The following is a 26,833-nucleotide window of genomic DNA, read 5'->3' as shown; positions in this document are numbered from 1 at the left end:
TTTGTTTTATGCAGATCTTTGGTGAAATACATAAAAACAGGAGGCTGGGAGAAGATAATGTTCATTGAAATCGTAAGGAGATGGCAGAAGTGGAAGAACAGCAAAGCAGGAAAGCCGGGTTAAGCCTTTGGCCTCTTATTGCGTTGGTAGTCGGGTCGGTAATCGGCGGGGGGGCGTTTAACCTCCCGAGTGACATCGCCCAAGGAGCTCACAGCGGGGCAATTTTGTCCGGATGGCTGATTACCGGCACAGGCATTATTGCACTCGGACTCAGCTTCCAAAACCTGATGAATAAAGAGCCGCATCTTGACGGGGGAGTATTTGCCTTTGCCAGGGCAGGTTTTGGACAATTCACCGGGTTTGTGAGTGCCTGGGGTTATTGGTGCTCAGCGTTTTTGGGCAATGTGGCCTTTGCCACTCTTACCATGGATGCCCTGGGCTATTTTTTCCCCGTGTTCTCAGAAAATAAGCTGGTGTCGATTGCCGGGGCTTCCGTCATTTTATGGCTTGTCCACTTTCTGGTACTCCAGGGCGTCCACTCCGCCGCGTCTGTCAATGTGATCACCACAGTAGCCAAGCTGATACCGATCCTCCTTTTCATTATATTGGGAATGACTGCCTTCAAATTAGAAACCTTTTCGTTTCAATTCTGGGGCAGTCAGCAGGGAGGGATGAAGGATATCATGGGGCAGGTGAAAAATACTATGCTGATCACTCTCTGGGTATTTGTCGGCTTTGAGGGGGCCGTGGTGCTGTCGGGAAGGGCGAAGGAGCGGCGCGATGTCGGCAGGGCGACAGTCATCGGGCTTGTGAGCACACTTCTCGTATATGTGTTGATTACTGTCATTTCGGCCGGGATCATGAGCAATGAAGAACTCTCTGAGCTGAAAAATCCCTCGCTCGCTTATGTATTTGAACAGGCCGTAGGGAAGTGGGGAGCGGCCGTAGTCAATATCGGCCTGATCGTTTCCGTTTTGGGAGCCTGGCTGGGGTGGACCATGCTTGCCTCCGAAATTCCCTATATAGCTGGCAGGGAGAAGGTGTTTCCCAGCATTTTCAGCTTGAGAAATAAGAATTCATCTCCGATTTTTTCGCTGTTTCTCTCCAATTTGCTCATCCAGCTCTTCCTTTTAACTTTCCTGGTCTCAGACAAACCTTATCAGCTGGCTTACTCTCTCGCATCGTCTGCGGTGCTTCTACCTTACTTTTTTGCTGCACTGTACCAGGTTAAGCATTCCTTCATCCATCGGACAGAAGACAGTCCAAGGAATATTGCCATAGGCGTATTGGCCATGCTTTATTCCCTTTGGCTTTTGTATGCAGCCGGCCTGACTTATTTATTGCTGACTCTGATTCTGTTTTTACCGGGAATTCTTGTGTATCTTTTGGCACAAAAAGAATTTGGACAGCCATATTTCAAAAAAAAGGAAGGTGTGGCAGCAGCCATCATCTTCCTTGGAGGTCTGATTGCTCTATATATGCTGATCACAGCAGCCATTAAGATTTAAAGGTCACATTTCGTCCGGGGCCTCAATGCCGAGCAGACGCAGTCCCTCTTTAAGCACGATTGTCACTGCCTCTACCAGCATGAGCCTTGATGCAAGTCCTTGATCCGAAATAAGGATGCGTGTATTTCCATAATAACTGTTGAACGCCTGGGCAAGATCAATCAGGTATTTCGAAATCACAGAAGGTTCGAGCCTTGTGTAAGCACGGTCGATAACGGCCGGGAAGGCTGCGAGTTCTTTGACCGTCTGCCAGGCAAGTGGACTTCCGGTACCCTGGCTGGGTACCTGTTCCATTTCCATCTCTGCCTTCCTTAAAATGGATTTCGCACGCGCATGGGTGTATTGAAGATACGGTCCGGTCTCTCCTTCAAATTTGAGCATATCTTCAAGAGAGAACTCGATATTGTTCATCCGCTCATTCCGCAAATCATGGAATATGACTGCGCCGGTGCCGACCTGGCGGGCAACTTCTTGTTTGTTTTCTAGATGGGGATTCTTCTCCAATATGTTTTGCTGGGCAAGCTGGATGGAATCAGCCAGCACTTCTTCAAGCAGAACGACTTTTCCTTTACGGGTGCTCATCTTTTTGCCATCTTTCAGGATCATTCCAAAAGGCACATGTACCATTCCATCTGCCCAGCCAAAGCCGAGCTTCTTCAGGACAAGCTTGAGCTGCCTGAAATGTAAGGATTGTTCATTGCCGACCACATAAACAGCCTTTTCAAACTTATAGGTCCGCTGCCGGTAAATGGCGGCTGCCAGGTCCCGCGTCACATAAAGAGTCGCACCATCCGATTTTTTTATAAGTGAAGGCGGAAGGCCTTCTTCATCCAGTTTTACCACCATGGCACCATTATCTTCCACAAGCAGCTTCCGTTCCTCAATCAATTGGACCGCCTCGGCCATTTTGTCATTATAGAAGGCTTCTCCATTTGTGGAATCGAACTTCACATTCAGCAGCTCATATATTTTATTAAATTCTTCAAGTGATTCATCCCGGAACCACTGCCAGAGGGAAATGGCTTCAGGGTGGCCCTCCTCAAGCTTTTTGAACCACTCCCGGCCCTTTTCCTCGAGGGAAGGATCCTTTTCTGCCTCATCATGGAATTTTACATAAAGCTTTAGAAGCTCCCGGATTGTATCCTTCCGGACCTTTTCCTCATCACCCCATAGCTTATAGGCTGTAATCAATTTACCAAACTGTGTACCCCAGTCGCCAAGATGATTGATCCTGACAGGGGCATAGCCGCACTTTTCCATGAGGTTCGCTATGGAATTCCCAATCACTGTAGAGCGGAGGTGGCCCATTGAAAAGGGTTTGGCAATATTGGGTGAAGACATATCAATGGGAACAAGGCTGCCCTGTCCGATAGATAAATCGCCAAAGCGGGGTCCCTGCTCGCAGATGAGAGCAAGAACCTCATCCATCACGCTTTCCTGGTTTAGAAAAAAGTTAATATATGGACCGGAAGCTATTGCTTTCTCGATAAATTCTCCCTGGAGTTCAGGAGCTAGCTCCTCAGCTATGGATGCTGGTGACTTCTTCAGCTTTTTTGCGAGCTGAAAGCAGGGAAAGGCAAGGTCGCCATGCTCCGTGTGTTTTGGTGTTTCTAACAGCCGGCTGATTTCAGAGACGGACAATGACCCTCCCATTATTTTTTCAATTTCTTCAGCCACTTTGTTTTGATAATGTTCCATAACCATTCCTCCTTCATCTCTTTGAACCGTAACCAGTCCAATTCCGGCAGGCAGAGCAGCTGGAAAATAAAAAAACTCCGTCTCTAAATAAAGAGACGGAGTTATATCCGCGGTGCCACTCTAATTGTCCTAACAAGGACCACTCTGCTTGATAACGGGGCCATTACCCCCGGCTGCTGCATTTCAGAAGTGCGCTTCACAAAGCATGCAGATTCCAGGCTTCCACCATCCCCGGTTCGCTTTTTCTGCTTAGGCCATGCTACTTTCTTCGTCATCAATTTTCAGTATAGTTGATAAAATTATAGCGGTTAGTGAAGTGAGTATCAAGAGCTGCTTATGATTATTTAGGGTATGCTGGAAATTTTCAGCTGGACACTAGATTTTACATAATTTTCAAATAATGCTTGAGCATCAGGGCTCTCTGATTTTTAGTATCTTTTTTACACCTTTTAACATTAGAGAGAGTGATTTTTATGATCTCTTAAGACAGAGTCCGGGTCAAGAAAACTTTTATGACCGTTTATAATTAAAATTGAGTTGATTTAGGTCATAAAGCTTTTTGAATATTGAAACAAATCCTTAATGACGCCACCCATCCAGAACAGCTTTCCAGTACAAGAATCAATCCATAAATGGCCCTGAATACCGAAGCATCTGCTGATGTGCTGAATGATTTTTTATCAGCTGAATATACATGTCTATAAATCTAATATGAGTTTTGAATGGTATCCAACAAGGAAAGCAGGGGGTTAAGGTGAAAGTAAAAAAGGCAATCATCCCTGTTGGGGGCCTTGGTACCCGGTTTTTGCCGGCTACGAAGGCCCAGCCTAAGGAAATGCTGCCAATCGTGGATAAACCGGCTGTGCAGTATATCGTAGAGGAAGCAGTGGAGTCGGGCATAGAAAGCATAATATTTGTAACAGGGCGGAGCAAGAAATCGATTGAGGATCATTTCGACCGCTCCTTTGAGCTCGAACAGATGCTGTGTGAAAAAGGAAAGCATGACCTTCTTGAAGAGGTAAGGAAGGTTTCGTCGCTTGCCCATATTCATTATATCCGTCAGAAGGAGCCGTTAGGCCTTGGTCATGCGATACTTTGCGCAAGACAGTTCATCGGCAATGAGCCGTTCGCGGTTCTTCTTGGCGATGATGTGATGGTATCTGAAAAACCTGCGTTAAAGCAGCTGCTGGAAATTTACGATGTGATGGGCAGGCAGGTCATCGGTGTTCAGCAAGTGGCTCCGGCTGAGGTTTCAAAGTATGGGATCATCCGCTATCACAGCCGGACAGGTTCAGTCTGCGAAGTCGATGATCTTGTTGAAAAGCCTTCCCTGGACATGGCACCTTCCACTATGGCAGTTATGGGGCGGTACGTTCTAAAGCCTTCGATATTCAGAGTTCTTCAGCATACTAAAAGGGGTGCGGGGAATGAAGTGCAGCTTACAGATGCGCTCAGGAGGCAAAATAAAGCAGAAAGGATTGTTGCTGTGGAGCTTGCGGGTGCCAGATATGATATAGGCGATAAAATCGGCTATATCAAAGCTATTGCAGAGGTCGGGCTTTCCCGGCCGGAACTTCGCGGACAGCTGCTGCAATACTTTGAAAGCCTTTTGGCCCTGAAAGGGCAGTAAATGTTCCATAAAAAAAGGCGCCTGCCGCGCGCCTTTTTTTTGCTTTGATTCCTCTTACCAGCGGTGTGCCTTCGCATTGCTTCTCAGGATGGCTGTGGATCGGGAAACCTCCGTATGCCCATTTACCTGTGAATTGTAATGTTTAGGCCTTGTCCAATTATGGTGGAAAAGCTTTGAATGTGAATCCAGCTGTTCTCGATAACTCAAGACGATCACCTCATCTGGAAGATTGAAAAAGCATGGGATGCAGAAACATCCCTTCATATCGTTTGCCAGAATCCGTTTTGCATACATTGTTTTACATAGGAAATTCATTCGACACAATTCTGCCCAAACCACAGCTATTGTCTGAGATGGCGGTGCAATATTTGTAGAAAGAATCATACTTTATATCCTTTAATAGGAAAGAGCAGCTTGTTAAACTTGAAGTGACACCCAGAATCAGCTCATTAGTCCCTGTCTGGCCATGCCTTAGCCAGGGCAGGTTTCAGAAAGATATGTATCAAGGTGAACAAGCACTTTCTGGAGGAGGAAATGGGATGGAGCAAATAATCAGAGTTATACCGTACAAATTTTTAGAACAGGTCGAGGAAATGCCGGAAATACCGGAGGGAATTAAAGTCATTCAGGCACCGAGTGTCTGGGAGCAGACTAAAGGCAGGGGCATCACCATCGCAGTGCTTGACACAGGATGTGATTTTTCCCATCCAGACCTTAAGGAACGAATCAAGGGCGGAAGGAATTTTACCGCCGACGATAACAGCAATCCTGATAAGTTCATGGATTATAACGGCCATGGGACTCACGTAGCCGGAACAATGGCTGCATCCTATGACGAAACTGGTGTATCGGGTGCAGCTCCTGAAGCACAGCTATTGATCGTCAAGGTATTGGATAAGAACGGATCTGGAAAATATGAATGGATAAAAAACGGCATTTTGTATGCCATTGAACAAAAGGCAGATATTATTTCAATGTCCCTTGGAGGACCTGCCGATGATCCGGGACTTCATGATGCGATCAAGAAAGCAGTCGCACAAAATATCCTGGTGGTATGCGCGGCAGGCAATGAAGGGGACGGAGATGAAAATACCGATGAGCTTGGATACCCAGGCTGTTATAACGAAGTAATCAGTGTAGGGGCGATTGATTTTGAACGGCGTTCCTCAGAATTTACAAACTCCAACAAAGAAGTGGATCTGGTGGCCCCTGGCGAGGGAATCATCTCCACATATCCTGGAGGTAAATATGCAAAGCTCTCTGGTACATCCATGGCAGCTCCACATGTGGCTGGAGCCCTGGCCCTGGTCAAAATCCTTGCAAATGAAAGCTTTGGAAGGTCGCTCACCGAGCCGGAATTATATGCACAGCTGATCAAGAGGACAATTCCGCTGGGGAATTCACCAAGATTTGAGGGAAATGGGCTGGTATACCTGACAGCACCTGAAATCCTGAAAGAAGCTGTTAATAAGGCTTCCATTATCCAGCCGGCAGCCATCTGATGGATCAAAATCAAAGGGCACAATATGCAGAAGCGATGTACTTGCTTAAAAGTTCTGCACAGAGGCCGTACTATGAAGCCAGGGTGGATGATGAGAATAAACTGGCATACTATAATGGCTTTGACATCGGCGGCAGCGGGGTTCTGAAGAATCTTGCAAAACTGGTCAGCGATACTCACAGGCAGACCTTATCCTATGCACCTTACCGCCATTTATATCCATGGGTCGACCTGCATGAGAATATGACATTAAAAAGTATATACTCCGGTACGGGGATCGATCCGGTTTCTGCCATCGAGGCAGATATAGCGGCACTGAAACAATTTGGTGAGGCAGGTGTTCTTGCCGGAGATGTAAAGCTGAACTGCGAGCATGTTGTCCCTCAATCATGGTTTGGGAAGAAAGAGCCAATGAGAGGGGATCTGCATCACTTATTTGCGTGCGAGCCATCCTGCAACAGCAGGCGCGGAAACTCGCGCTATTATGATTTTCCCGGTTATCCTCCCCTCGCAATGGAAGTGAGAGAAGGGTGCGGGAAAGCAGAGAATAATTTCTTTGAGCCGCAGTATGGCAAGGGCCAGGCAGCCCGTGCCACTCTATATTTCTTTATCCGCTACGGCAGTGATTTTCTTGAAAGGGCAGATATGGACTTAATGATTGAATGGCATTTGAGCAATCCTGTCACTTTATATGAGAAACATAGAAACGCGGCGATTCATGAGATCCAGGGAAATCGGAATCCCTTTATTGATTTCCCGGATCTGGCCGGTAATATGAATATAGAGAATAATAAAAAGGCTGTCCAATAAAGAAGAAGCGGCACCGGGACGCATGAGTGGATTTTCTTCCATCCTAAGCATCCGGGTGCCAAATCTCATTTCTGGACCGCCTTTTCTATGTCCAGGGTTTATCAATATTGATGACATCGGCCAGTTCCTTGCTGCTATTGCGTCTCATCTTTCTAATTTCAGCCCTGTCTGCACCAGTTTCATGCAGTTTTTTTTCTTCAGGAGTCTGCGGGACTACAGAAGGTACAGAACATGGTTTTCCATTCTCATCCAGGGCAACAAATGTCAAAAATGCAGTTGCGGATATTCTCCGTTTACCCGTACCAAGATCCTCAGCTATGGCTTTTACGAAAACCTCCATAGAGGTTCTTCCTGTATATGTTACATAAGCTTCAAGACAGAGTGAATCATCCGGATAAACGGGTGCCAGGAAATCTACAGAATCAGTAGATGCAGTCACGACATCGCTGCGGGAATGTCTCCTGGAAGCAATGGCGGCAACCGCATCCATTTTTTTCATTAAAACTCCGCCAAAAAGAGTATTATGGTTGTTTGTATCATTGGGAAGGACTAGATCCGTATGGACCACTTTAGATTCGGAACAGAATAATTCTTTTTTCATCAGATCATCTCCACTAAATTGCTTTCCTTCATTATACCGCTAAAGAGACGTTTCGGAAAACGTGGGCGTCAGGATTGATATTATCGTGATACAGAGGATATTTTTTAGGGCCGGGAAGGGTATATTAAAACGTATTAAATTATATTACTAAAGGAGGATGATCGCATGAAGTCATTTGTCGTCAGTTTTCATCAGGAGGATAATGTGGATACGATGCAGATCCAAAAGCTGAGCAGTGAAGAATTCGATGAATCAGCAGCCGGCGGGGCCCGCCATCTTTTCGACCTGGATACCAATATCGGATATTTTGTGTTTATGGATGCCGAAGATATCGACGGAGATATTTCCTACATGATCGTCCAGTTCGAAGGTGAAAGTGAAACACCACAAGCATACTATTCTTTTTCGCTTGAAGACTTTTATGAGTTTACCGCTTTATTCCTGAGCGGCCAAAGTGAAGCGGAAGAAGATGAAGAACAGGAATATGGGCCGCTCCAGCATCTCGGCCATTTACTGCATCATATAATAGAAGAAGGCCAATCGCTCAATCCATAAGAAAAAGCCATCCAGTTGAACTGGATGGCTTTTTCTTATGCAAATCAGTCTGCATAAGTACGGTCACGGCGATTAACAAGCGGCAGGAACTTTAGTGAGTAGATGGCACAAAGACCAACGATTACATAAACGATTCGTGCAAGGACTGAATCTTGTCCTCCAAAGATGGCAGCTACTAGATCGAACTGGAAAAGTCCGACTAAAAGCCAGTTAAGTCCGCCGACAATTAACAGAATAAGAGCGATTGTGTTCAATGTTTTCATGTTTTAATCTCCTTGTTTAATATTTGTTTAAGTCTTGTACAATATTTAAATACCCGAGGGCAAGTGAGTTAAACATTACTGTAAGAACTTTTTAAATAAATTAACCGGTCAGTCCAACATTCTTTTTAAGGGGTCCATAACCTTTATGAAAGCTAATGTTCTTATAAACAAGTTTTTCCGCATGGCAGTAATGGGTAGGGAGAGGAATAGAAAGGAGAAAATTATTTATCTCACATTCATGATATTTTTGATCAAAACACTTGAAAGTCAAAATAGGTCAATGTATAATAAAAACAGAAAGTCAAAGAAAGTCAAAGTCAATCAACCAATAATGAATGGATATATATAAGGAGGAGTCATTTGTGAATTGTGAAAAATGTCAAACAAACGAAGCCAGTGTTCAATTTAGAGTAATGTTTAATGGCAAAAACCAGGACTTCCATCTGTGCTCCCGCTGCTTTAAAGAAGAACGGAATAAATTAGGGGCTGCTATGGGCGGAGGCCAGTTCTCTCCTATGGGGAATTTTGATGATCTGTTTAAATCTTTCGGCATTAATCCTGAAGCTATGAACGGGCACTTCCAAAAAACTGAGGGTCAGGGCCCGAAGACTAAGCAGGGAGGAGGCGGACTTCTTGATCAATACGGCCGGAACCTTACAAATGCTGCTAATGCAGGATTAATTGATCCTGTCATTGGCCGTGAAGACGAAGTCAGCCGTGTAATTGAAATTTTAAATAGAAGAAACAAAAATAACCCAGTCCTCATCGGTGAACCTGGTGTTGGTAAAACAGCGATTGCTGAAGGGCTCGCACTCAAAATTGCTGAAGGAAAGGTTCCAATGAAGCTCCGCGGTAAAGAGGTATATATGCTGGATGTTGCCTCCCTTGTGACAAACACCGGAATCCGCGGGCAATTCGAGGAAAGAATGAAACAGCTGATCCAGGAATTGCAGGAACGTAAAAATGTGATTCTGTTCATAGATGAAATTCATCAAATCGTTGGTGCTGGTTCAGCAGAAGGTTCCATGGATGCTGGAAATATCCTGAAGCCAGCTTTGGCACGCGGTGAAATGCAGCTTGTAGGGGCAACGACCCTGGCTGAATATCGGAAAATAGAAAAAGACGCTGCGCTTGAGCGTCGATTCCAGCCCGTACAAGTTGACGAGCCGACTGTGGAGGAAGCCCTTGCAATCCTGAATGGGCTGAAGGACCGTTACGAAGCATACCATGCCGTAACGTTCAGCACCGAATCCCTTCAGGCAGCTGTCGAGCTTTCACACCGTTACATCCAGGACCGCTTCCTGCCGGATAAAGCGATCGACTTGATGGATGAAGCCGGATCCAAGCTGAATCTGACTATTGAAGGCGGACAGGAAGAGGATATCAAAGCCCGCCTGGCACAGATTCATATGGACAAAGAAAAAGCTCTTCAGACAGAAAGCTATGAAGAAGCAGCAAAACTGCGTGATGAAGAGGAACAGCTTGAGAAAATTCTTTCAGCCGGAACCGCAGGCAGCAAGCCTGTCGTGACTGTTGAACATATCCAGCAGATCATTGAACAAAAAACCGGCATTCCGGTCGGTAAATTGCAGGAAGACGAGCAGATTCGCATGAACCGCCTTCAAGAGGAACTATCCAAAAAGGTTATCGGGCAGGAAGAAGCAGTCAGAAAAGTGGCTAAAGCAATCCGCCGCAGCAGAGCAGGTTTGAAAGCCAAGACCCGCCCTATTGGCTCATTCCTGTTTGTCGGTCCGACAGGGGTCGGTAAAACGGAACTAACCCGTACACTTGCGGAAGAATTGTTCGGTTCAAAAGAATCCATGATTCGTCTTGATATGAGTGAATATATGGAAAAACACAGCGTTTCCAAACTGATTGGTTCCCCTCCGGGATATGTTGGTCATGAGGAAGCCGGCCAGCTGACTGAAAAAGTACGGCGCAAGCCATACAGCATCATCCTGCTTGACGAAGTGGAAAAGGCGCATCCAGATGTCCTGCACATGTTCCTCCAGATTCTTGAGGACGGCCGTTTAACGGACAGCCAGGGAAGGACCGTCAACTTCAAGGATACCGTCATTATCATGACTAGCAATGCAGGTGCTGGCGAAAAGCGCAAGGTCATGGGATTCGGTGCCAATTCAGCAGTCGAGCAGGCGTCCATCCTGCAGACGCTTGGCAGCTATTTCAAGCCTGAATTCCTGAACCGCTTTGACAGCATCATTGAATTCTCTGAACTGGACAGTGAAGATATCCTGAAGATTGTCGATATCATGCTGACTGACTTGTACCAGACACTCGAGGAGCAAGGACTTTCACTTGAAGTGACTTCTAATGTGAAAGGTAAAATTGCAGAACTGGGCTATCATCCTGCATTTGGGGCAAGACCGCTCCGCAGGGTTATCCAGGAACAGCTGGAAGATGGAATCGCAGACTTCATCTTTGAAAAGCCCGATGTGAAAGAACTTCGTGCAGAACTGCAAGATGGCAAGATTACAGTAGTGAGTGCATAAAAAAGAGGCCGTCCCCTTTTACGATAAGGGGGACGGCCTTTTTCTTTATATGACGGGTGCATTAATGAAAGAAAGTGGTCTGAGTGCCCTGGTTTCCTGGATGAATATAAAAGCATCATACCGGTCCGCAATGACAGAAGGAACATAGTTGCCAAACTGCTCATATTGCGGCTGATAGACCACACCGATGGCCCGGTGGCCGATTCTTTCTTGAAACAGATGCCTGTTTTTGTCCGTAAATTCAAGGATTTTATCGGACTGCCCGGCAGCGTTTAAAGCATATTCCCAGCTTCCTCTCATGGCAGGCGGCACATTTTTCACCTCGGAAGCAGCTCCCCATTCATCCGCTGCTATCACGGTTCCCCGATATGTGCCAAAACCAACGATGTATACATCTTCTTTAGGATTTTGTTCACGGATAAGCTGGCCGACATTGATCATCCCGGAATCCTTCATGTCTGTAGCACTGGCGTCTCCAACATGGGTATTATGCTCCCACACGACACACCTGCCTTTTTCACCATAATAGGACATCACTTCATTCAGCGCATCCACCATATGCATATCCCGGATGTTCCACGACTGCTCATCATGGACAGCCATCGTCCGGTAATAATTCTCTGCATTATATACGGCCAATGCATTCACCTGGATATTTAGATCTAGCTCTTCTTTATGCGGAAAATTTCCTTTTTTCTTTTGGATCTCCGTCAGAAGTCTGGACGTTTCTTCCATGCAGGTTTCTGAATAGATGCCCGCAGACACAGCATATTTTTCATTATCCCTGTTAAATGGCTCAAAGCAGCTGAATGCTTTCCTCGCACCTTCAAGCTCAGGAGAATCGATTTCTGTTAAATAGCGGATCACTTCATCCATGGATTCCCATAGACTGTAAACATCAATTCCATAGAAACCTACTTTTGGGGAAACTTCCGAGGAGGAGTTGTATTCCTTGATCCAATCTATCAAATCAATGATTTCCTCGTTTGCCCACATCCATGCCGGCCAGCGGTCAAAGCTTTTAAGAACTTCGCGTGCTGAACTTGATTCAGTATCATAGCCCTTAACATACCGGTTGACAGCCTGGCACGCAGGCCAGTCGCCCTCTACCGCTATAAAAGAAAACCCCTTGGTTTGAATTAATTTCTTTGTGATTTCGGCACGTGTTGTATAAAATTCCGATGTACCATGAGATGCTTCTCCCAGCAGTACAAACTTTGGGCTGCCCATCCTGCTGATTAAACCGTCCAGATCATCTTTGCCAGTGAGGGGGCAGGCTTCATTTCTTATTGACTTTATTAAAGACATCACTTATATTCCTCCTGTCTGCGATTCATCTTTCTGCCGGTATTCTGCACTGTATGAATTGGGCCCGGCATGCATGGAGAGCAATGTATCAGCATAGCCGACCAGCCTGTTGACCAATTCATCGCCAATTCCATAAACGAGCTGGAAATGGTTTTCACTGAATAATTCTGGATCATCCAGTATTACCGTAGTATTAATGAACATGTCACGATTGCCCCAAAGATTATAATGAACAATCGCTTTACCGGCAGCGCCGCCAGTAGCCGGGTCTTTAAATCCTGGTATAAAAACGTACCATTCTTCAGCCGTTGCAGACCTGAAATTTTTTGTGAAAGTCATTCGGCTTGTAACCTGGCGTATTGCTTCTGTCTGCTCAGTTTTAAGATTTCTTATATCACCCATTTCCTTATTCCCTCCTGAAAACCAGAAAGATTACCTAATTAGATTACCCTTTTAAAGATAATTAGAATCAGAACAATCTTTTCGGCTAGGAGGAAAATTGTTGATTCTTTTAAAGGAAAAGTGTGTGGGATAATGGAAGCAGAAGAGGTGAAATCTGAATAAGTAAATCGGATTTAAGGGTGAACTGTCTAAATTTATAAGCTGCATAGGCGAAAGAGGAAGGTATGAAATCTTGGGTATTGTCTGACACCGGGCTTTGTAATCTTACATACTATAGTAGACCAAAGCATCCAGCCGTGTAAGCACATCCTCAAGATATGCCGGTTCTTCAGGAAAGGGCTTTCTTAACGAATTAAGGACAGCCATAATTTCTTCCCCGGTCCCTATTCCGATGCCGTGGGCGAAATAAAGATCCACATCCAGAACGATGCAATTCTCACCCTGCCATTCAGGAGTATCCGGATGATAATCAGGGTTACGGAAGTAAACGCAGTCTCCAGGCAGAAAGTCCGTTGACCGGGATGTTTCCAGTGCAAGGTTTTTATTATATTCCCAATCAAATAAATACATCTCTTTGAACAGGCGGTCAAATCTCAATGGTCCCAAAAGGCCGGAAACGGCCTTGTAAAAAACGATGACCATGGCGGTTGCGCATTCAAAGGCATAGAGTTTCCCATTATGATAAATATCATCAATGGCCTGATGAGGGGATATGCCTTCCTTCAAAAAGAAGGCGCCGCTTTCATGCAGATTCCAATATTCAGGATTGCAGCGGGAGTTTTTGAATGTTTCAAACTCAGCGCCGCTGTCTGCCAGAAGTCTTGCTGCCCTCGTGATCAAAATTTTTGCTTCAAGCATGAATTCAAGCTCGGCCAGTGTGTTAAAACGGTAAACTTTCTTATAGCTGTTCATGAGTTTTACGATGCCGGCTTTTTCCCTGGAAAGCTTACTAATAAGAGCGCCGGGTTCGAACGGCCTTCCCCCGATTATAATCATGGTCCATTTGGCTCCTTCTCAAATCTTGTTTTCATATACATATGATTGGATCCGGTTTTTGGATTTTGTGCCAGGCTGGGGCCAGTACGGTGAATAAGCAGGGCGGCACGGGAAATAGTAAGGCTGTAGGAGTTTTTCGGGAGGGATAAATATGAAGTCAGGCTGTTACAGTGAATATGACCGGCTCAAGAGAGTCGTTTTGTGTGAACCAAGGTTTATGAAGATTAAGGATGTTATCAATGAAACCCAAAAGGTATTTGAGAATGAGGGCATCCATATCCAGACTGCCCTAAGGCAGCATGAGGAGTTTGTCAGAACCCTAGAGAAACTGGGCATTGAGGTGACACTCCTTCCATCCTTTGAACGATTTCCTGAGCAGGTGTTCACACGTGATATCGGATTTACGCTTGGACCTGAAGTATATGTGGCCGAAATGGGCACAGATATACGCTCTGGTGAAGTGGAAGTGCTGATGGAATGGCTGAATAAAGAGAATATTCCTTTTAAGAAACTTGCAGGGGATAAGATAGAAGGCGGAGATGTCATCATCGACCGGGACACTATTTTTGCTGGCATCAGCAACCGGACAAATATGGAATCAGTAGAAAAACTGAAAATAATGCTGCCGGATTTTGAAGTTATCCCGGTTCCTTTTACAGATACATATCTTCATCTTGATTGTGTATTTAATATCATTTCTCCGCATGAAGCCCTGATTTTTCCTGGGGAGATTCATGCAGGCCAGCTCGAGGTGCTTAAATCAAGGTACGAACTGATCGAGGTATCGGAGGAAGAACAATTTACACTTGGAACCAATGTTCTTTCTGTTGGAGATCAAAAAATCATTTCACTTCCAATCAATAAAAAAGTGAATCAGGAACTGAGAAGCAGAGGATATGAAGTGATTGAAGTGGATATCACAGAAATCATTAAGTCAGGCGGTGCCTTCAGGTGCTGCACAATGCCCGTCCTGAGGGAGAGGTAAAAAGGATATCTTATTGGGTTGCTCTTTTTGGCACCCCTTTTTTCATTCTGAGGATGTGAATGCTTGCATTAGAGCAAATTGTTAAAAGAATGGCATGAAAGAAAAAGGATGGGGTAAAGGGAATATATTATTTTACCATAAGGATGAGAAAATATGAGAGATGTCACACTACTGAGTATCATTCAGCATCATATTGCAGAGAAATATTTAAACCGTTCAGGGCTGGCCCATGCCATTGCCGTTTCCTATCATGCTTTCAATCTGGCAAAAGAACAGAAGCTTGATGTGGATATTGCCGCTAAAGCAGGCCTGCTTCATGATATCGGCCATTTCACTTGGTATAAGAATGGAAAATGGGATTATGATTTGTACAAAAAGAATGACATTCACGCCATCAAAGGGGCCGAGCGCGCTCATAAGCTGCTGATCAGACTCGGGGAAAATCCGATCCGGGCAAAAACGATTGCCCTTTCCATTCTTTTTCATACAGATTCCTTCCTGCCGTCGAATGATATCATAAGGACACCTATGCAGGAAATCGTTAAACAGGCCGATGAATTGGATGAAGAAAAAGGCGGCTTGCACCACTACCGTAAGATCAGTGAAGAACGGGCGAGGGAAAGCATTATCCGTCTAGATGCCATGATCGACCGGGAATGGAACTCCCAAAATTCCCTTAGTGAAAACGGGGAACAAAAACTATGAAAAGACTGCCAGCCGGCGCCAGCATCTGCATAAAATAACAGCCCGAAACGAAGGATAATTTAAAAATCCTTTAGAGGGTGTTGCCATTATGAAGCAGGAAATGATGATCGAAGAGTACAGGGCGGCATTTCAGCCGCAGATTTTAGATTTAATTTCCTACAGCAGGTCGAATACGGAATTCCGATTGAGCTTTCCGAACAGCCGGACCTCTATGCCATTCCTGAAGTGTATCAGTCGGGAAAGGGGAATTTCTGGACTGCTTATATGAACGGAACCATCATCGGGACTACGGCCCTTCAGGATATCGGGAATGACAGGGCGGCGCTTAAAAAGTTTTCGTGCACGAGGAATTCAGGGGGAAAACTTACGGCGTCTCCGCCGGCCTGCTGAGGACAGCCTTGCAATGGGCCGAAGAGAAATCTATTAAAGAAGTGCTGCTGGGAACCACCTCGGAATTTGTGGCAGCACATAAGTTTTATGAGAAAAATGGATTCATCAGAGCCGAAGAAAATCTCCCTGAGAATTTTCCAAAGTTAAAAGTTGATACAAGATTTTATAAATATATAATATAGATTACAAAGGGCTGCCCGGCAGTCCTTTATCCATTTAATACGCTTTCGCGGGAGGTTTCATTATGGAATTTATACTGGATCATCTCAAACCGGGTCTTGATGTAATATTCGTGGGATTCAATCCCAGCCTCCGTTCAGGCGAATCCGGCCATCATTATGCAAATCCCAATAACCGTTTCTGGAAGATCCTGTACCAATCCGGACTCACAGACCGTAAATATTCAAGTGAAGAAGATTATAAGCTGCTCGATATCGGCTATGGATTTACCAATATCGTCAGCCGCCCGACAAAAGCAGCGGATGAGATCACAAAAGAAGAATATGCCAGAGGACGGGAAGAATTAAAAGATAAAATCGAACGCTTCCGGCCGCATTGTGTGTGTTTTGTTGGAAAAGGCGTATATCTTGAGTATTCCCTAAGAAAAAAAGCAGGCTGGGGATTTCAGGATATGGATATGGTGAGCGGAGTGAGGGACTTTGCAGCCCCTTCCTCAAGCGGCCTGGTGAGGATTCCGCTAGAGGATATAGTAGGGGTATATAAAGAACTGGCAGATTATCTAAATGAGCGTAAAAATGGGTGATACTATGAATCTATTGGAGAGCTGAAATGAAACTCATATCATGGAATGTTAATGGCATAAGGGCCTGTGTTAAAAAAGGCTTCCTGGATTTTTTTGAAAACAGTAAGGCAGACATCTTCTGCATTCAGGAAACGAAGCTGCAGGAAGGACAAATCGAACTTCAGCTGGAAGGGTATCATCAATACTGGAATTATGCGGATAAAAAAGGATACTCAGGGACAGCTGTCTTTACCAAAATGGAGCCGTTATCGGTACAATACGGCCTGAGCGGAAAAGAACGTGAAGAAGAAGGACGGATTCTGACCATGGAATTCGGGGAATTCTACCTTGTGAATGTGTATACGCCTAATTCGCAGCGGGATCTGGCCCGGCTGCCATACAGGCTCCAGTGGGAAGAAGAGATTCTGGCCCATGTTCAGGAATTGGACAAATATAAACCTGTTATATTATGCGGTGACCTGAATGTCGCACATCAGGAAATAGATCTGAAAAATGCCAGGTCGAACCGTGGTAATTCGGGGTTCACGGCCGAGGAGCGCCAGAAGATGAGTGACTTCCTGGAGAGCGGTTTTGTGGACAGCTTCCGATATAAGTACCCGGACAGGGAAGGAGCCTATACCTGGTGGTCGTACATGAACAAGGTCAGGGAGCGGAATATCGGCTGGCGGATTGATTACTTTATTGTATCTGAAAGGATAGCCGGTTTGATCAAAGAAAGCCATATTCACTGTGAGATCCTGGGAAGCGACCATTGTCCGGTTGAATTGGAAATAAATCTGTAGACTCAAACCTCATGAAAGCAAGAAGATATTTTTAGAATATTCAACATTTTGGTTGGAGGATGGAGGTAAAAGCGTTAAAATGAATTCATGTTTGTTCAGGGTGAATGCCACTGACTGCACATATGGAAAGATTGTAATGAGAAATGAGGGATAAAGATGAAAGTACTGCTTGATCAAGAAATAGTGGAACGAGATATGGTGAAGGTGGATATTGAAGACAGAGGCTATCAGTTTGGTGATGGAGTTTATGAAGTGATCCGTGTTTATGAAGGAACTCCTTATACACTTGATGAGCATCTTGCCCGTTTTTACCGCAGCTCCGGGGAAATCGGAATCACTCCTCCTGCGCCATTGGAGGAACTGAAGCAGCAGCTATTGGAGCTGATCCAGGCTGACAATCTTGACGACGGCGGCCTTTATGTCCAGCTGACGCGCGGAGTAGCTCCGAGGAAGCATCAATATGAAAGCAGTATTGTGCCGCGCCTTGTTGCTTACCCGGTACCTTCAAAGCGCCCTGTGAAGGAGCAGATGGAGGGCGTGAAGGCGATTACAGAAGAAGATCTGCGCTGGCTGCGATGCGATATTAAGAGCTTGAATCTGCTTTATAATATTATGATTAAACAAAAGGCGCATGAAGCTGGTGCATTTGAAGGAATTCTCATCAGGGACGGCATTGTCACCGAGGGTACATCATCCAATATATTTATCATCAAAAACAGCACCATCCTTACCCACCCGTCAGGCAATCTCATCTTAAATGGCATTACCCGCACCAAGCTGCTGGAGATTTATGCTTCCAACGGATGGGAATGCAAGGAACAGCCTTTCACCGAAAGCGAGCTTCTGGATGCTGATGAAGTCTTCATGACCTCCACCACTGCCGAAGTAGTGCCAATCATTGAAATCAACGGCAGGAGGATCGGATCTGGAAAGCCCGGTAAACTCACACAGCAAATTAGGGAAGTTTTCCAGGCATCCATTGCACGTCAGGCAGTCCTGTAGCAACAAGGGGGGAAGTTAACATTTCCGGGTTATTTCCCGTCTTTAAGACTCTTCATATAAGAATCGGATTGTTTCAAAAAATGCTGAATCGATTTCATTTTTTTCAGGTCAGGGGCAGAAGCTGGATGTGAGCTTCTGTCCCTGATTTTTGTAATTTTTCCGCTCGAAGCATCCATTCCCGGCTTGAAAGCATGCTGATTGGTGATGTAGGTTCCTTCTGGTGCATAAAATCGGATGCCGACTTCATTTGCAGATGAATTCAGCAGGTCCCGGCCGAAGATCATTTCCTTTCCAAGGCTGATGCCCAGCAGGTTTGCGGCAGTCGGGTAAATATCCACCAGCCCTCCGGAAAGCGGTACTTTTTTTCCTGTTCCAATGCCGGGAACCTTTATCAGGAGGGGGATGTTCAAGTGATCCAGTACTTCATCGTATCCTCTGCCAAACAGAATTCCTGCCAGCTCTTTATCCTTTTTATTTTTGATCTGGAGTCCCTGATGGTCACCATACACAATGATTACAGACTCATCATATAAACCTCTTGCCTTTAGTTCCGAAAAAAACCCTCCCAAGGCATAATCCGCATAACTCACAGCTTCCAAATATGAGCCTGAAAGCGTGTTTTTAAATTTTGAAGGCAGTCTGAAGCTGTATTTCAGCTTTTCCGCAGGAAGTTTATAAGGAAAATGGCTGGATAAAGCAATAACATGGGCGTAAAACGGCTTTCCTTCTTCTTTGAACTGTGACAGCTTTTCCGCTGTCTTTAGATACATCTGCTCGTCTGAAGTTCCATATGAAATCACATCATCATCTCCGAAATACCTTTTATCATAAAATGAATCAAAACCAAGGGACTTGTACATTTCTTCCCGGTTCCAAAAGCTTACAGAATTTGCGTGAAAAGTGGCTGTCCGATAATTCTTTTTCCCGAGCTCCCTTGGAAGACCCGGCACCTTTATTCCTTCTGCAGCCGAAGACATCGGAACATCTCCAAGTGCATATATGGAGGTGTTGACCACGAATTCCGCATCTGAGGTATTTCCTTTCCCCACCTGGGTGTATATATGAGGAAAATAAAATGAGTTTTTAGCCAAATTATTCAAATTGGGGGTTACTTCCTGCCCAAATGCTTTTAAACCTACAAAAAAGTTCTGTACAGATTCCAGCTGAATGATGATTAAATTTTTCCCCCGGGCGGAAGCTTCATAGGACCGTTCACTGAGGCCGTCTGCCGACCTCCGCTCCTTGAGCGTTTCAGCGTTGATTATGTATTCTCCCCTGAAATGGTCCATGAGTCCGCTGCCAGCTTCCAGGAATTGATACCCAATCAGGCCAGTGCGGCTGTATTTTCCGATTTCACTGATTGAGCCGGCTGCCTGAAGCATGCCTGCTGAAATGAATAAAATGGCCGAAACTGCCGACAGGACGGGCAGTTTTTTATTTCGCATTCCCATTATTCCTGCCTTCCGGATGAGAAGCGGCAGGAATGGCAGAAAAGCAAAATCCGCGGCCAGAAAGATATATTCCTTCTTTACCAGTGCGAAGATGCTGTCAGAAATGGCTGCTGCCTGATTAAATTCGGAGAGCGATTTATACGTAAGGATGGCACCATAATAATCATAATAAAGTAAGGACCCCACGGTAATAAGGGTAAATAAAGCATTAAAGGATATTAAAAGCAGGAATGCGGCTCTTCCTCCAAAAAACATGATCAAAAGCACGGACAAGAAAATAAAAGCGATTTCCGATACAGTCCCAGCCAGGTGGAACCCATTTAATATACTGGTTTGTGAATAAATGGACTTTCCGGACATTGAAGTAAACGTAAGTATGCCAAAAAGCCAGATTCCTCTTCTCTCCTTCATGAGGCACCTCCCATAAACTTTTTACATATATACATCATTCCTCTAAATTTGGCTGTCTATAACAAGAGTCCCCGGGAAAGAATTGGACTAAAATGCTTATTTGTTGGGCAGGCTTACATAGAAAGCTAGATTAAACCAGAGGTGTTTCTATGATTATTTTCCTCCTGTTTCTTTGTTTGCTTGTTACAGCAGTCTATGGAATCATGACACATGGATGGATGGCAGCTGCTGACGCAGGGGTCTACACCTTTCTTTTAGGCGTCCAGGCTGTTTCTTTATTTTTTGTCGGTTATCAGACACTGATGAGCTATGCAGGATTAAGAAGAGTCAAGAAAGCAGAAATCCGAAATCCAAAGACAAGGTTTGCCGTATTGGTGGCCGCTCATAATGAAGAAAATGTGATTGGCCAGATTTGTGACAACCTGAAAAACATGAATTATCCGAAAGAATTGTATGATGTATATGTGATTTGTGACAATTGCAGTGACCGGACTGCCGAAAAGGTGAGACAAACAGGTGCAGCTGCGATGGAAAGGCATAATCCTGAAAAAAGGGGGAAAGGCTTTGGTCTGGAATGGATGTTCCAAAAGCTGTGGGACATGGAGGAAGAGGGGAAAGTTTACGATGCCGTTGTTATGTTTGATGCAGATAACCTTGTGAGCAGAGATTTTCTTCAGATCATCAATTCCAGGCTATTAGAAGGGCATGAAGTTGTACAGGGATATCTGGACTCCAAAAACCCGGAGGACACCTGGGTAACTAAATCCTATTCTTTTGCCTATTGGTCAACAAATCGTATTTACCAGCTTGTAAGGGAGCATCTTGGCCTGTCGGCGCAGCTTGGAGGAACAGGTGTGACGGTGTCGACCAAAGTTTTGAAGGAAATCGGCTGGGGAGCGACCTCGCTCACTGAAGACCTGGAGTTTACCCAGAGATATATATTGAAAACAGGAAACCGGGTGGCCTGGGCGCATGATGCCAAGCTATATGATGAAAAGCCGCTCGGGTTTGCACAGTCTTTCAGACAGCGGATCCGCTGGATGCAGGGCCACTTTGACTGCATGACCAGATATGCCTTTCCTTTGGTGATCGAGGGTCTTAAAAGGAGAAGCTTCATGCTCATTGATTCTGCCATTTATTTGATTATGCCATCCCGTTCAATCCTGGCTCTAATTTTAATGGCTGCCGGAATTCTTTCCTACACAGGCGTCTATCATCCGGACGGATATCTTGGCAGTTTAATTGACCGGTCCATTGTCCTGGATGGTTGGATTTATGGAATCTTTATGGCTGCTTACCTTTCCCTGCCGATTACGGGCATGATCCTTGAAAAGAAAGGACATAAGCTTCACTGGTTTCTCATCTCCTACCTGTTCGGCCTCTCCTGGATTCCTGTAACCATTCTTGGATTCATCAAAAAGAACCAGAGGGAATGGAGCCACACGGAACATACCAGGGCAGTAGCCATCGAGGAGCTTGAGATGATTTCCGAAGATGAAGAACCTGTTATGGATCCATCAAATTAGATGCAGCATTCATATATATCCAACAGGACTGCTGATGCCCATTGTTTCACACCTTCAAGAATATCCCATTTAGGGCTGCGAAAGTCATGCCAAACCTATGATAATCAACACCATACTCTAGTCCGTAGAACTCATTTTTCCAATTCCTGTTCTTCTTGCTACCATCCTTCCTTTAAGAGTTGCTACCATTGAATAGCGGCAGATTAGAATGAAAAGAGGGAGAACATGATCAAGAAAATGATAGCGGCTTTCTTGCTGACCGGTGCATTGTCAGGAATGGCGGTCACGTCCGGGGAGGCTGAAGAAGGAACTGTTTACCGTGTCGGGGCAGATTCACTGAATATAAGAAGTGCACCATATTCAGAAGCACCGGTCATAGGCTCTCTTTCTGACAAAACGAATGTGATTGTCGAAACCGTCCAGAATGGCTGGGCAAGAATTCAGTTTAATGGAAAACAGGGGTGGATAGCCTCTCAATTTCTATATTCTCCTTCAGCGCATAATTCGTTGGCAGAAGCAGCAGATGAAACGGGCAAAATAACTGTAAAAGGTACAGATGTGCGTCTCCGGACCGGCCCTGGAACGGAATACCGGATCATTGGGACAGCGGGGACTGGAAAAACCTATTCTGTTATATCAACAGCAAAAGGGTGGTTTCAGCTTAATACCGGTGACGGGCAAAGTGCCTGGATGTCCGGTCAATATGCCGGTACTGAACAAAATAGCCATTTGCAGAAAGCAGGCCTTGCAGGCAGGACTTTCATAATCGATGCCGGACATGGCGGACGGGATCCGGGAGCGACCGCTGTCAATGGCCGGCACGAAAAAGATTTCACTTTAAAAGCTTCCCTTGCACTTGCAGACCTGTTAAGGAGGGAAGGAGCAGAAATTATCCTGACCAGGAATGGTGATCGAGATGTCTCCCTTGAAGAGAGATCCGCCATCAGCAGAAGATCAAGTGCAGATGCGTTCATAAGCCTGCATTATGATGCGTTCGGCAGCAGTCTGGCCAGCGGCATAAGTACATATTATTATGACAGAGACAGCAGGCAGCTTGCCTCTGCCATCGGTGACACCCTTACAGCCTATTCGGGCCTGCCCGGAAAAGGGACTCATTTCGGTGACTTCCATGTTTTGAGAGAGAACGATAAACGCGGGGTCCTGATCGAACTGGGGTTTCTAACCAGTATGGGCGATATGAGCGCCATTGAGGCTCCAGCTTATAATCAAAAGGCCGCCTCAGCAATTGTGGAGGGGCTGAAAAAAGCCTATTAGTGACAAAACCTCCTGCCGCGGGAGGTTTTTCAAATTGCAGGCCGTCTATGCATTTTAGCTGTATAATTTGTTAAAGATACGATAGACCAAAATTACAATCAGAAAAGGGGAAGAGCAGTGGAAAATCGAATAAGCTGGAATGGACAAATGTCATTTACGGGTATTACACCATCAGGGCATCAAATCAAAATGGATGCTGCGCCAGAATCGGGCGGAACTAACTCTGGACCCAGGCCGACCGAGCTCCTCCTGAATGCGGCTGCCGGCTGTACAGCCATTGATATCATAAGCATCCTGCAGAAAATGAGGCTGAATCCCAATTCGCTGCAGGTTGTTATTGATGGGGAGAGGGCTAAAGAATATCCCCAGGTTTTCACCTCCATTCATATCCACTATATCCTTGAAGGGGAGCTCCCTGAGGAAAAGGTGGCCCGGGCAATACAGCTCTCAAAGGAAACGTACTGCTCTGTTTCGAACTCCTTGAACGGCAGAGTAACAGCCACTTACGAAATAAACGGCAGGCTGGGAGACAGGGAGCTTTAAACAGCGGCAATAGTTTATGAGACATAAAGTGGTTAATGGAGGGTGAGAGGATGAAACTTAGTATTTTAGATCAGGCCCCCATCCTTGAAGGGGCAAACGCAAACATTGCGCTGAATGAAGCGGCACGGCTCGCCGCCGCAGGTGAAGTGTTTGGGTATTCCCGGTATTGGATTGCTGAGCACCATGATATAGGCGGTCTTTCATGTCCCGCTCCGGAAGTAATGCTGAGTTATATTGGCACCAGGACCAATACAATCAGGATCGGATCAGGTGCTGTCCTGCTGCCGCATTATAAGCCATACAAAATAGCCGAAAGCTTTAACCTGCTGGCTGTCCTGTTTCCTGGGAGAGTGGATCTCGGAATCGGGAGGGCGCCGGGCGGATCGGCCGAGGCATCCATGGCATTATCTGATAATTTCCTTGAACAGGTTTGGAAGATGCCGGATAAGTATAGAGACCTTCTTCACTTTCTGTATCGGGACTTTCCCAGTTCTTCCATGTTTTCTAAAATTAAGGCTTCTCCCGTACCTGATATCCCGCCAGAGCCATGGCTTCTCGGAACCAGCAAAAAGAGTGCCCTGCTCGCTGCAGAAACCGGTTCTCCCTATGTGTTTGGGCAATTCATGAGCGATGTCGATACAAACGAGGTTCTTCGTCTATACCGGGAACATTTCACGCCGCGGAATTGTACTGATAAACCGAAAGTTATAGCAGCCGTCTCTGTGATCTGTGCATCGGACAGGCAGCGGGCCGCAGAAATCAGGCATGAAATGCAGAGGGTAAGAAAGCTGCTTGAACCGACAGGGCCAGCCGATGAAGAACGGGAAGCTCAAGATTCAAAAACTATTACCGGAAATCCAGAGGAAGTAAAAGAAAAACTGCTCTCATTTGCAGCTGATCATTCCCTTGAAGAATTAATGCTCATAACGATGGCACCGACATACAGTGAAAGAATGGAGTCCTACCGCCTGATAGCTGAGGAATTGCTGTAACCTTCATTAGAAAGAACTTTTCTCAAAGTATTTTATCGTCCTTCAAAAAAGGGAACACTAAAGATACATCGTGCTGATAATAAGGGAGGAGGAACACCATGCCAATAGTTACAGCGGTAGGTTTCGGGCAGTTTGAAGTTCCTGCCGGACGCAAGCTGGTCCTTGCACTGGAGGATAACGGAGTCGCAATCCTGCACAGGTGCGGGGGAAAAGCAAAATGCACCACATGCAGAGTAGAGGTATTGGAAGGGGATTACCAGGAGATTTCTAAAAAGAAGGCCTTGATGGCGGATCATATAATTGATGACCAGCTTCGGTTATCGTGCCAGATGGCTGTTTCAGGTGATATTACCATCAGGCCGATCAAGACCGTCGAAAACAGCGGACTGGATGCCGGACCACGACCAGAGGAATAAAAATAAACGTGTGTTCTTTACTCCAAGCCCATTCATGAACAAGAACTAAATAAAAAGAGGAAAAATACACTATGGCGGTGGAGCTGAACAGGGCGCAGTCAGCAATGCCAGATAGATAAATTATTTTTTTAACTGGCTGCTGAAAGCGATACATGCAGCTCCCGCATTTTCATGAAAAAAAGAGCATAAAACAGGGGGGATTCCATGGAAAGCAAACGTCTGGCAGGTGAAGAGGCAGCGGGATATGTAGAAAATAACATGATAGTCGGCCTGGGAACGGGGAGCACAATCTATTATACTCTGCTGAAGCTGGCTGACTTAATCAAGAATCATGGTCTGAATATCAGGGGAATTCCTACTTCGAAAGAAACAGAAAAAATTGCACTGGAACTTGGGATTCCGCTCCTTGCATTCAAGGAAGCGGAATCAATAGATCTGGCCATTGACGGGACAGATGCTTCCGACCAGCACCTCAATATGATTAAAGGAGGCGGCGGGGCGCTGCTCAGGGAAAAAATCGTGGCACATGCAGCCAAGAGATTTATCGTAGCTGCAGACCGCTCCAAGTTAGTCAGGAACCTGGCCAGTGTAAAACTCCCGGTGGAGGTAGTCCCGTTCGGTATGGAAATGACAAAAAAACATCTGCAGGCATTGGGATGTACAACCGAGGTCCGCATGAAGGGTGACAGCTCCTTTGTTACCGATAACGGCAATCATATTATTGATTGTTCGTTTAAGGAGATCAACAATCCCGGTGAACTTGAAAAGGAAATCAATTTGATACCAGGGGCCGTTGAAAATGGTCTTTTTGTGGGTATGGCGGAAAGACTGATTACCGTCAATGACAAAAGTAAAATCGTCTATGTAAAGGCGAAATAAGCTGGACCTTCCGGGTCTGGCTTATTATGAAAATCATGCCTCGCCGGCTGTCTTCAGCTGTGCCTCCTCAGTCCCTTCGTCCGGCTCCCGGCAGATCAGGACTTATAACAGGGTCCCGACGACCCCCATTGCCGTTATAAATATGGTAATGACAAAGCTTGATAGTAACGGACTGGGTACGACCGTTATGACGCAGATCAGCATGGCAAGGTTTAAGGTCAGTCCTGCAACCGGGTTTGGATGGAGGGGAGGCCATATAAAGGAAAGATCATGCTTCCGATCATGGAGCCTTAAAATGATTCTATATCCCTGATTCTAATTGCCCTTTAAAAAACATTAATAATCGTTTTTACAGCATCCCTATCAACGGTATTTATTGTGTGTAAGGAAAATATATAAGACTATCGGGCACTTTCCAACTCGATTTTAGAAAATCATAATGAATACAAAGAGAGTACTATGGTCTTCATAATCAAAGTTTTATGCAGAATTGCTAACTAGGGGTGGATAACATGTTTTATGGACAGCGGACAATATCCTTTCTATGGTCAGGCCTGACTTTGCGATTTGTGGATCAGCGCAGCATTATCATTCCTTACATATTCTTTTTCCTCCTGGCTGTCTGTCTGGAGGGAGTCCTCTGTTTCCTGATAGGGGCAGCGCTCTACTTTTCATTCTCTATACATAGTGCGCCGGACTGGCTGTTTTTATTTTGCGCTTTCCTCCATGCAGTCCTGACGATCTTTTCGATTTATATACTGAAGGATCTGTACAAAATTCATCTTAGCAGTGCACGGCATACTGGAAAAGAATGAAGCAGGTAATACAGTAGAAATGAGTTTACTGAATGGAAAAAGAACAGTGTGGTAATGACCGGTTTACTGGGAAACAAAGGAAAACCGGTTTATTTTCAGTATGAGCAGGACAAAGG

Annotated in this window: 26 protein-coding genes and 1 pseudogene; 19 read left to right on the top strand and 8 right to left on the bottom strand. The window is 45.4% G+C overall.

Translation table 11 applies throughout. From position 1 onward, the window contains the following. Window positions 1-89: 89 nt before the first annotated feature. Complete coding sequence (gene arcD, locus V1501_RS11345; protein WP_409288180.1) at window positions 90-1,508, top strand: arginine-ornithine antiporter; 1,419 nt, start codon at window positions 90-92, stop codon at window positions 1,506-1,508. Window positions 1,509-1,511: 3 nt separating this feature from the next. Here the strand turns inward: arcD and argS are convergent, their stop codons facing one another. Then, window positions 1,512-3,206: an arginine--tRNA ligase gene (gene argS, locus V1501_RS11340; RefSeq protein ID WP_409288178.1), complete on the bottom strand. Its 1,695-nt coding sequence runs from the start codon at window positions 3,204-3,206 to the stop codon at window positions 1,512-1,514. 754 nt (window positions 3,207-3,960) lie between these two features. Here argS and galU point away from each other — a divergent pair. Next, window positions 3,961-4,836, top strand: a complete 876-nt coding sequence (gene galU, locus V1501_RS11335) for a UTP--glucose-1-phosphate uridylyltransferase GalU (protein WP_409288176.1) — start codon at window positions 3,961-3,963, stop codon at window positions 4,834-4,836. A 54-nt stretch (window positions 4,837-4,890) separates the two neighbouring features. On the opposite strand, the gene V1501_RS11330 is transcribed toward galU, so the two are convergent. Beyond that, window positions 4,891-5,043, bottom strand: a complete 153-nt coding sequence (locus V1501_RS11330) for a YpzG family protein (RefSeq protein ID WP_409288174.1) — start codon at window positions 5,041-5,043, stop codon at window positions 4,891-4,893. A 332-nt stretch (window positions 5,044-5,375) separates the two neighbouring features. Here V1501_RS11330 and V1501_RS11325 point away from each other — a divergent pair, with 332 nt between their 5' ends. Both V1501_RS11325 and V1501_RS11320 read left to right on the top strand, forming a co-directional pair. Continuing rightward, a complete protein-coding gene (locus V1501_RS11325; RefSeq protein WP_409288173.1) occupies window positions 5,376-6,338 on the top strand; it encodes a S8 family peptidase in 963 nt (320 codons plus the stop codon). Further along, window positions 6,338-7,147 carry an endonuclease I family protein gene (locus tag V1501_RS11320; protein WP_409288171.1) on the top strand — a complete coding sequence of 270 codons (810 nt, stop codon included), beginning with the start codon at window positions 6,338-6,340 and terminating at the stop codon, window positions 7,145-7,147. Before V1501_RS11325 ends, V1501_RS11320 begins: the two co-directional genes overlap by 1 nt. 85 nt (window positions 7,148-7,232) lie before the next feature. Here the strand turns inward: V1501_RS11320 and V1501_RS11315 are convergent, their stop codons facing one another. Beyond that, window positions 7,233-7,748 (bottom strand): acyl-CoA thioesterase, encoded by a 516-nt coding sequence (locus V1501_RS11315; RefSeq protein WP_409288169.1) that lies wholly within the window; start codon window positions 7,746-7,748, stop codon window positions 7,233-7,235. A 165-nt stretch (window positions 7,749-7,913) separates the two neighbouring features. On the opposite strand from V1501_RS11315, the gene V1501_RS11310 reads away from it, so the two are divergent. After that, the gene (locus tag V1501_RS11310; protein ID WP_409288168.1) at window positions 7,914-8,303 is read left to right on the top strand and encodes a cytosolic protein; all 390 of its coding nucleotides are present in this window, start codon (window positions 7,914-7,916) and stop codon (window positions 8,301-8,303) included. Window positions 8,304-8,347: 44 nt separating this feature from the next. On the opposite strand, the gene V1501_RS11305 is transcribed toward V1501_RS11310, so the two are convergent. Beyond that, window positions 8,348-8,566 (bottom strand): DUF378 domain-containing protein, encoded by a 219-nt coding sequence (locus V1501_RS11305; RefSeq protein WP_409288166.1) that lies wholly within the window; start codon window positions 8,564-8,566, stop codon window positions 8,348-8,350. A 362-nt stretch (window positions 8,567-8,928) separates the two neighbouring features. Between V1501_RS11305 and V1501_RS11300 the strand changes: the two genes are divergently transcribed. Continuing rightward, a complete protein-coding gene (locus V1501_RS11300; protein ID WP_409288164.1) occupies window positions 8,929-11,076 on the top strand; it encodes an AAA family ATPase in 2,148 nt (715 codons plus the stop codon). 45 nt (window positions 11,077-11,121) lie between these two features. Here the strand turns inward: V1501_RS11300 and V1501_RS11295 are convergent, their stop codons facing one another. The 3 genes from V1501_RS11295 to V1501_RS11285 all read right to left on the bottom strand — a co-directional run bounded on the left by V1501_RS11295 (window position 11,122) and on the right by V1501_RS11285 (window position 13,782). Further along, window positions 11,122-12,384, bottom strand: coding sequence for an erythromycin esterase family protein (locus tag V1501_RS11295; protein ID WP_409293327.1), 1,263 nt, complete (start codon window positions 12,382-12,384; stop codon window positions 11,122-11,124). A gap of 3 nt (window positions 12,385-12,387) precedes the next feature. Continuing rightward, entirely contained in the window at window positions 12,388-12,786 is a 399-nt protein-coding gene (locus V1501_RS11290; protein WP_409288163.1) for a hypothetical protein, read from the bottom strand. Between the two features lie 264 nt (window positions 12,787-13,050). After that, window positions 13,051-13,782 (bottom strand): protein-glutamine gamma-glutamyltransferase, encoded by a 732-nt coding sequence (locus tag V1501_RS11285; RefSeq protein WP_409288161.1) that lies wholly within the window; start codon window positions 13,780-13,782, stop codon window positions 13,051-13,053. A 151-nt stretch (window positions 13,783-13,933) separates the two neighbouring features. Between V1501_RS11285 and V1501_RS11280 the strand changes: the two genes are divergently transcribed. From V1501_RS11280 to dat, 6 genes and pseudogenes are all read left to right on the top strand, one after another. Continuing rightward, a complete protein-coding gene (locus V1501_RS11280) occupies window positions 13,934-14,767 on the top strand; it encodes a dimethylarginine dimethylaminohydrolase family protein (RefSeq protein WP_409288159.1) in 834 nt (277 codons plus the stop codon). Between the two features lie 153 nt (window positions 14,768-14,920). Next, window positions 14,921-15,472 carry an HD domain-containing protein gene (locus V1501_RS11275; protein ID WP_409288157.1) on the top strand — a complete coding sequence of 184 codons (552 nt, stop codon included), beginning with the start codon at window positions 14,921-14,923 and terminating at the stop codon, window positions 15,470-15,472. 88 nt (window positions 15,473-15,560) lie between these two features. Continuing rightward, window positions 15,561-16,044: pseudogene (locus V1501_RS11270) on the top strand (GNAT family N-acetyltransferase). A gap of 62 nt (window positions 16,045-16,106) precedes the next feature. Next, window positions 16,107-16,625, top strand: coding sequence for a G/U mismatch-specific DNA glycosylase (gene mug / locus V1501_RS11265; protein WP_409288155.1), 519 nt, complete (start codon window positions 16,107-16,109; stop codon window positions 16,623-16,625). A gap of 26 nt (window positions 16,626-16,651) precedes the next feature. Continuing rightward, the gene (locus V1501_RS11260) at window positions 16,652-17,407 is read left to right on the top strand and encodes an exodeoxyribonuclease III (protein ID WP_409288153.1); all 756 of its coding nucleotides are present in this window, start codon (window positions 16,652-16,654) and stop codon (window positions 17,405-17,407) included. Between the two features lie 156 nt (window positions 17,408-17,563). Next, entirely contained in the window at window positions 17,564-18,409 is an 846-nt protein-coding gene (dat, locus tag V1501_RS11255) for a D-amino-acid transaminase (RefSeq protein ID WP_409288151.1), read from the top strand. A 29-nt stretch (window positions 18,410-18,438) separates the two neighbouring features. Here dat and V1501_RS11250 read toward each other — a convergent pair whose 3' ends face one another. Beyond that, window positions 18,439-20,271, bottom strand: a complete 1,833-nt coding sequence (locus V1501_RS11250) for an LTA synthase family protein (RefSeq protein WP_409288149.1) — start codon at window positions 20,269-20,271, stop codon at window positions 18,439-18,441. Between the two features lie 149 nt (window positions 20,272-20,420). Between V1501_RS11250 and V1501_RS11245 the strand changes: the two genes are divergently transcribed. The 7 genes from V1501_RS11245 to V1501_RS11215 all read left to right on the top strand — a co-directional run bounded on the left by V1501_RS11245 (window position 20,421) and on the right by V1501_RS11215 (window position 26,717). Next, window positions 20,421-21,797 (top strand): glycosyltransferase family 2 protein, encoded by a 1,377-nt coding sequence (locus tag V1501_RS11245; protein WP_409288148.1) that lies wholly within the window; start codon window positions 20,421-20,423, stop codon window positions 21,795-21,797. 225 nt (window positions 21,798-22,022) lie between these two features. Next, window positions 22,023-23,072: an N-acetylmuramoyl-L-alanine amidase gene (locus V1501_RS11240; RefSeq protein WP_409288146.1), complete on the top strand. Its 1,050-nt coding sequence runs from the start codon at window positions 22,023-22,025 to the stop codon at window positions 23,070-23,072. Between the two features lie 117 nt (window positions 23,073-23,189). Continuing rightward, a complete protein-coding gene (locus V1501_RS11235) occupies window positions 23,190-23,615 on the top strand; it encodes an OsmC family protein (protein WP_409288144.1) in 426 nt (141 codons plus the stop codon). Window positions 23,616-23,665: 50 nt separating this feature from the next. Next, complete coding sequence (locus V1501_RS11230; protein ID WP_409288143.1) at window positions 23,666-24,607, top strand: MsnO8 family LLM class oxidoreductase; 942 nt, start codon at window positions 23,666-23,668, stop codon at window positions 24,605-24,607. Between the two features lie 98 nt (window positions 24,608-24,705). Beyond that, window positions 24,706-25,023: a 2Fe-2S iron-sulfur cluster-binding protein gene (locus V1501_RS11225; RefSeq protein ID WP_409288141.1), complete on the top strand. Its 318-nt coding sequence runs from the start codon at window positions 24,706-24,708 to the stop codon at window positions 25,021-25,023. A 204-nt stretch (window positions 25,024-25,227) separates the two neighbouring features. Beyond that, on the top strand, window positions 25,228-25,902 hold the full coding sequence (gene rpiA, locus V1501_RS11220; RefSeq protein WP_409288139.1) for a ribose-5-phosphate isomerase RpiA: 675 nt from the start codon (window positions 25,228-25,230) through the stop codon (window positions 25,900-25,902). A gap of 512 nt (window positions 25,903-26,414) precedes the next feature. Continuing rightward, window positions 26,415-26,717 (top strand): hypothetical protein, encoded by a 303-nt coding sequence (locus V1501_RS11215; RefSeq protein WP_409288138.1) that lies wholly within the window; start codon window positions 26,415-26,417, stop codon window positions 26,715-26,717. Window positions 26,718-26,833: the final 116 nt, after the last annotated feature.

The organism is Paraperibacillus esterisolvens (genome assembly GCF_046237625.1).
Classification (GTDB): Bacteria; Bacillota; Bacilli; order Bacillales; family DSM-1321; genus Paraperibacillus; species Paraperibacillus esterisolvens.
This window is presented reverse-complemented; position numbering and strand designations above follow the sequence as displayed.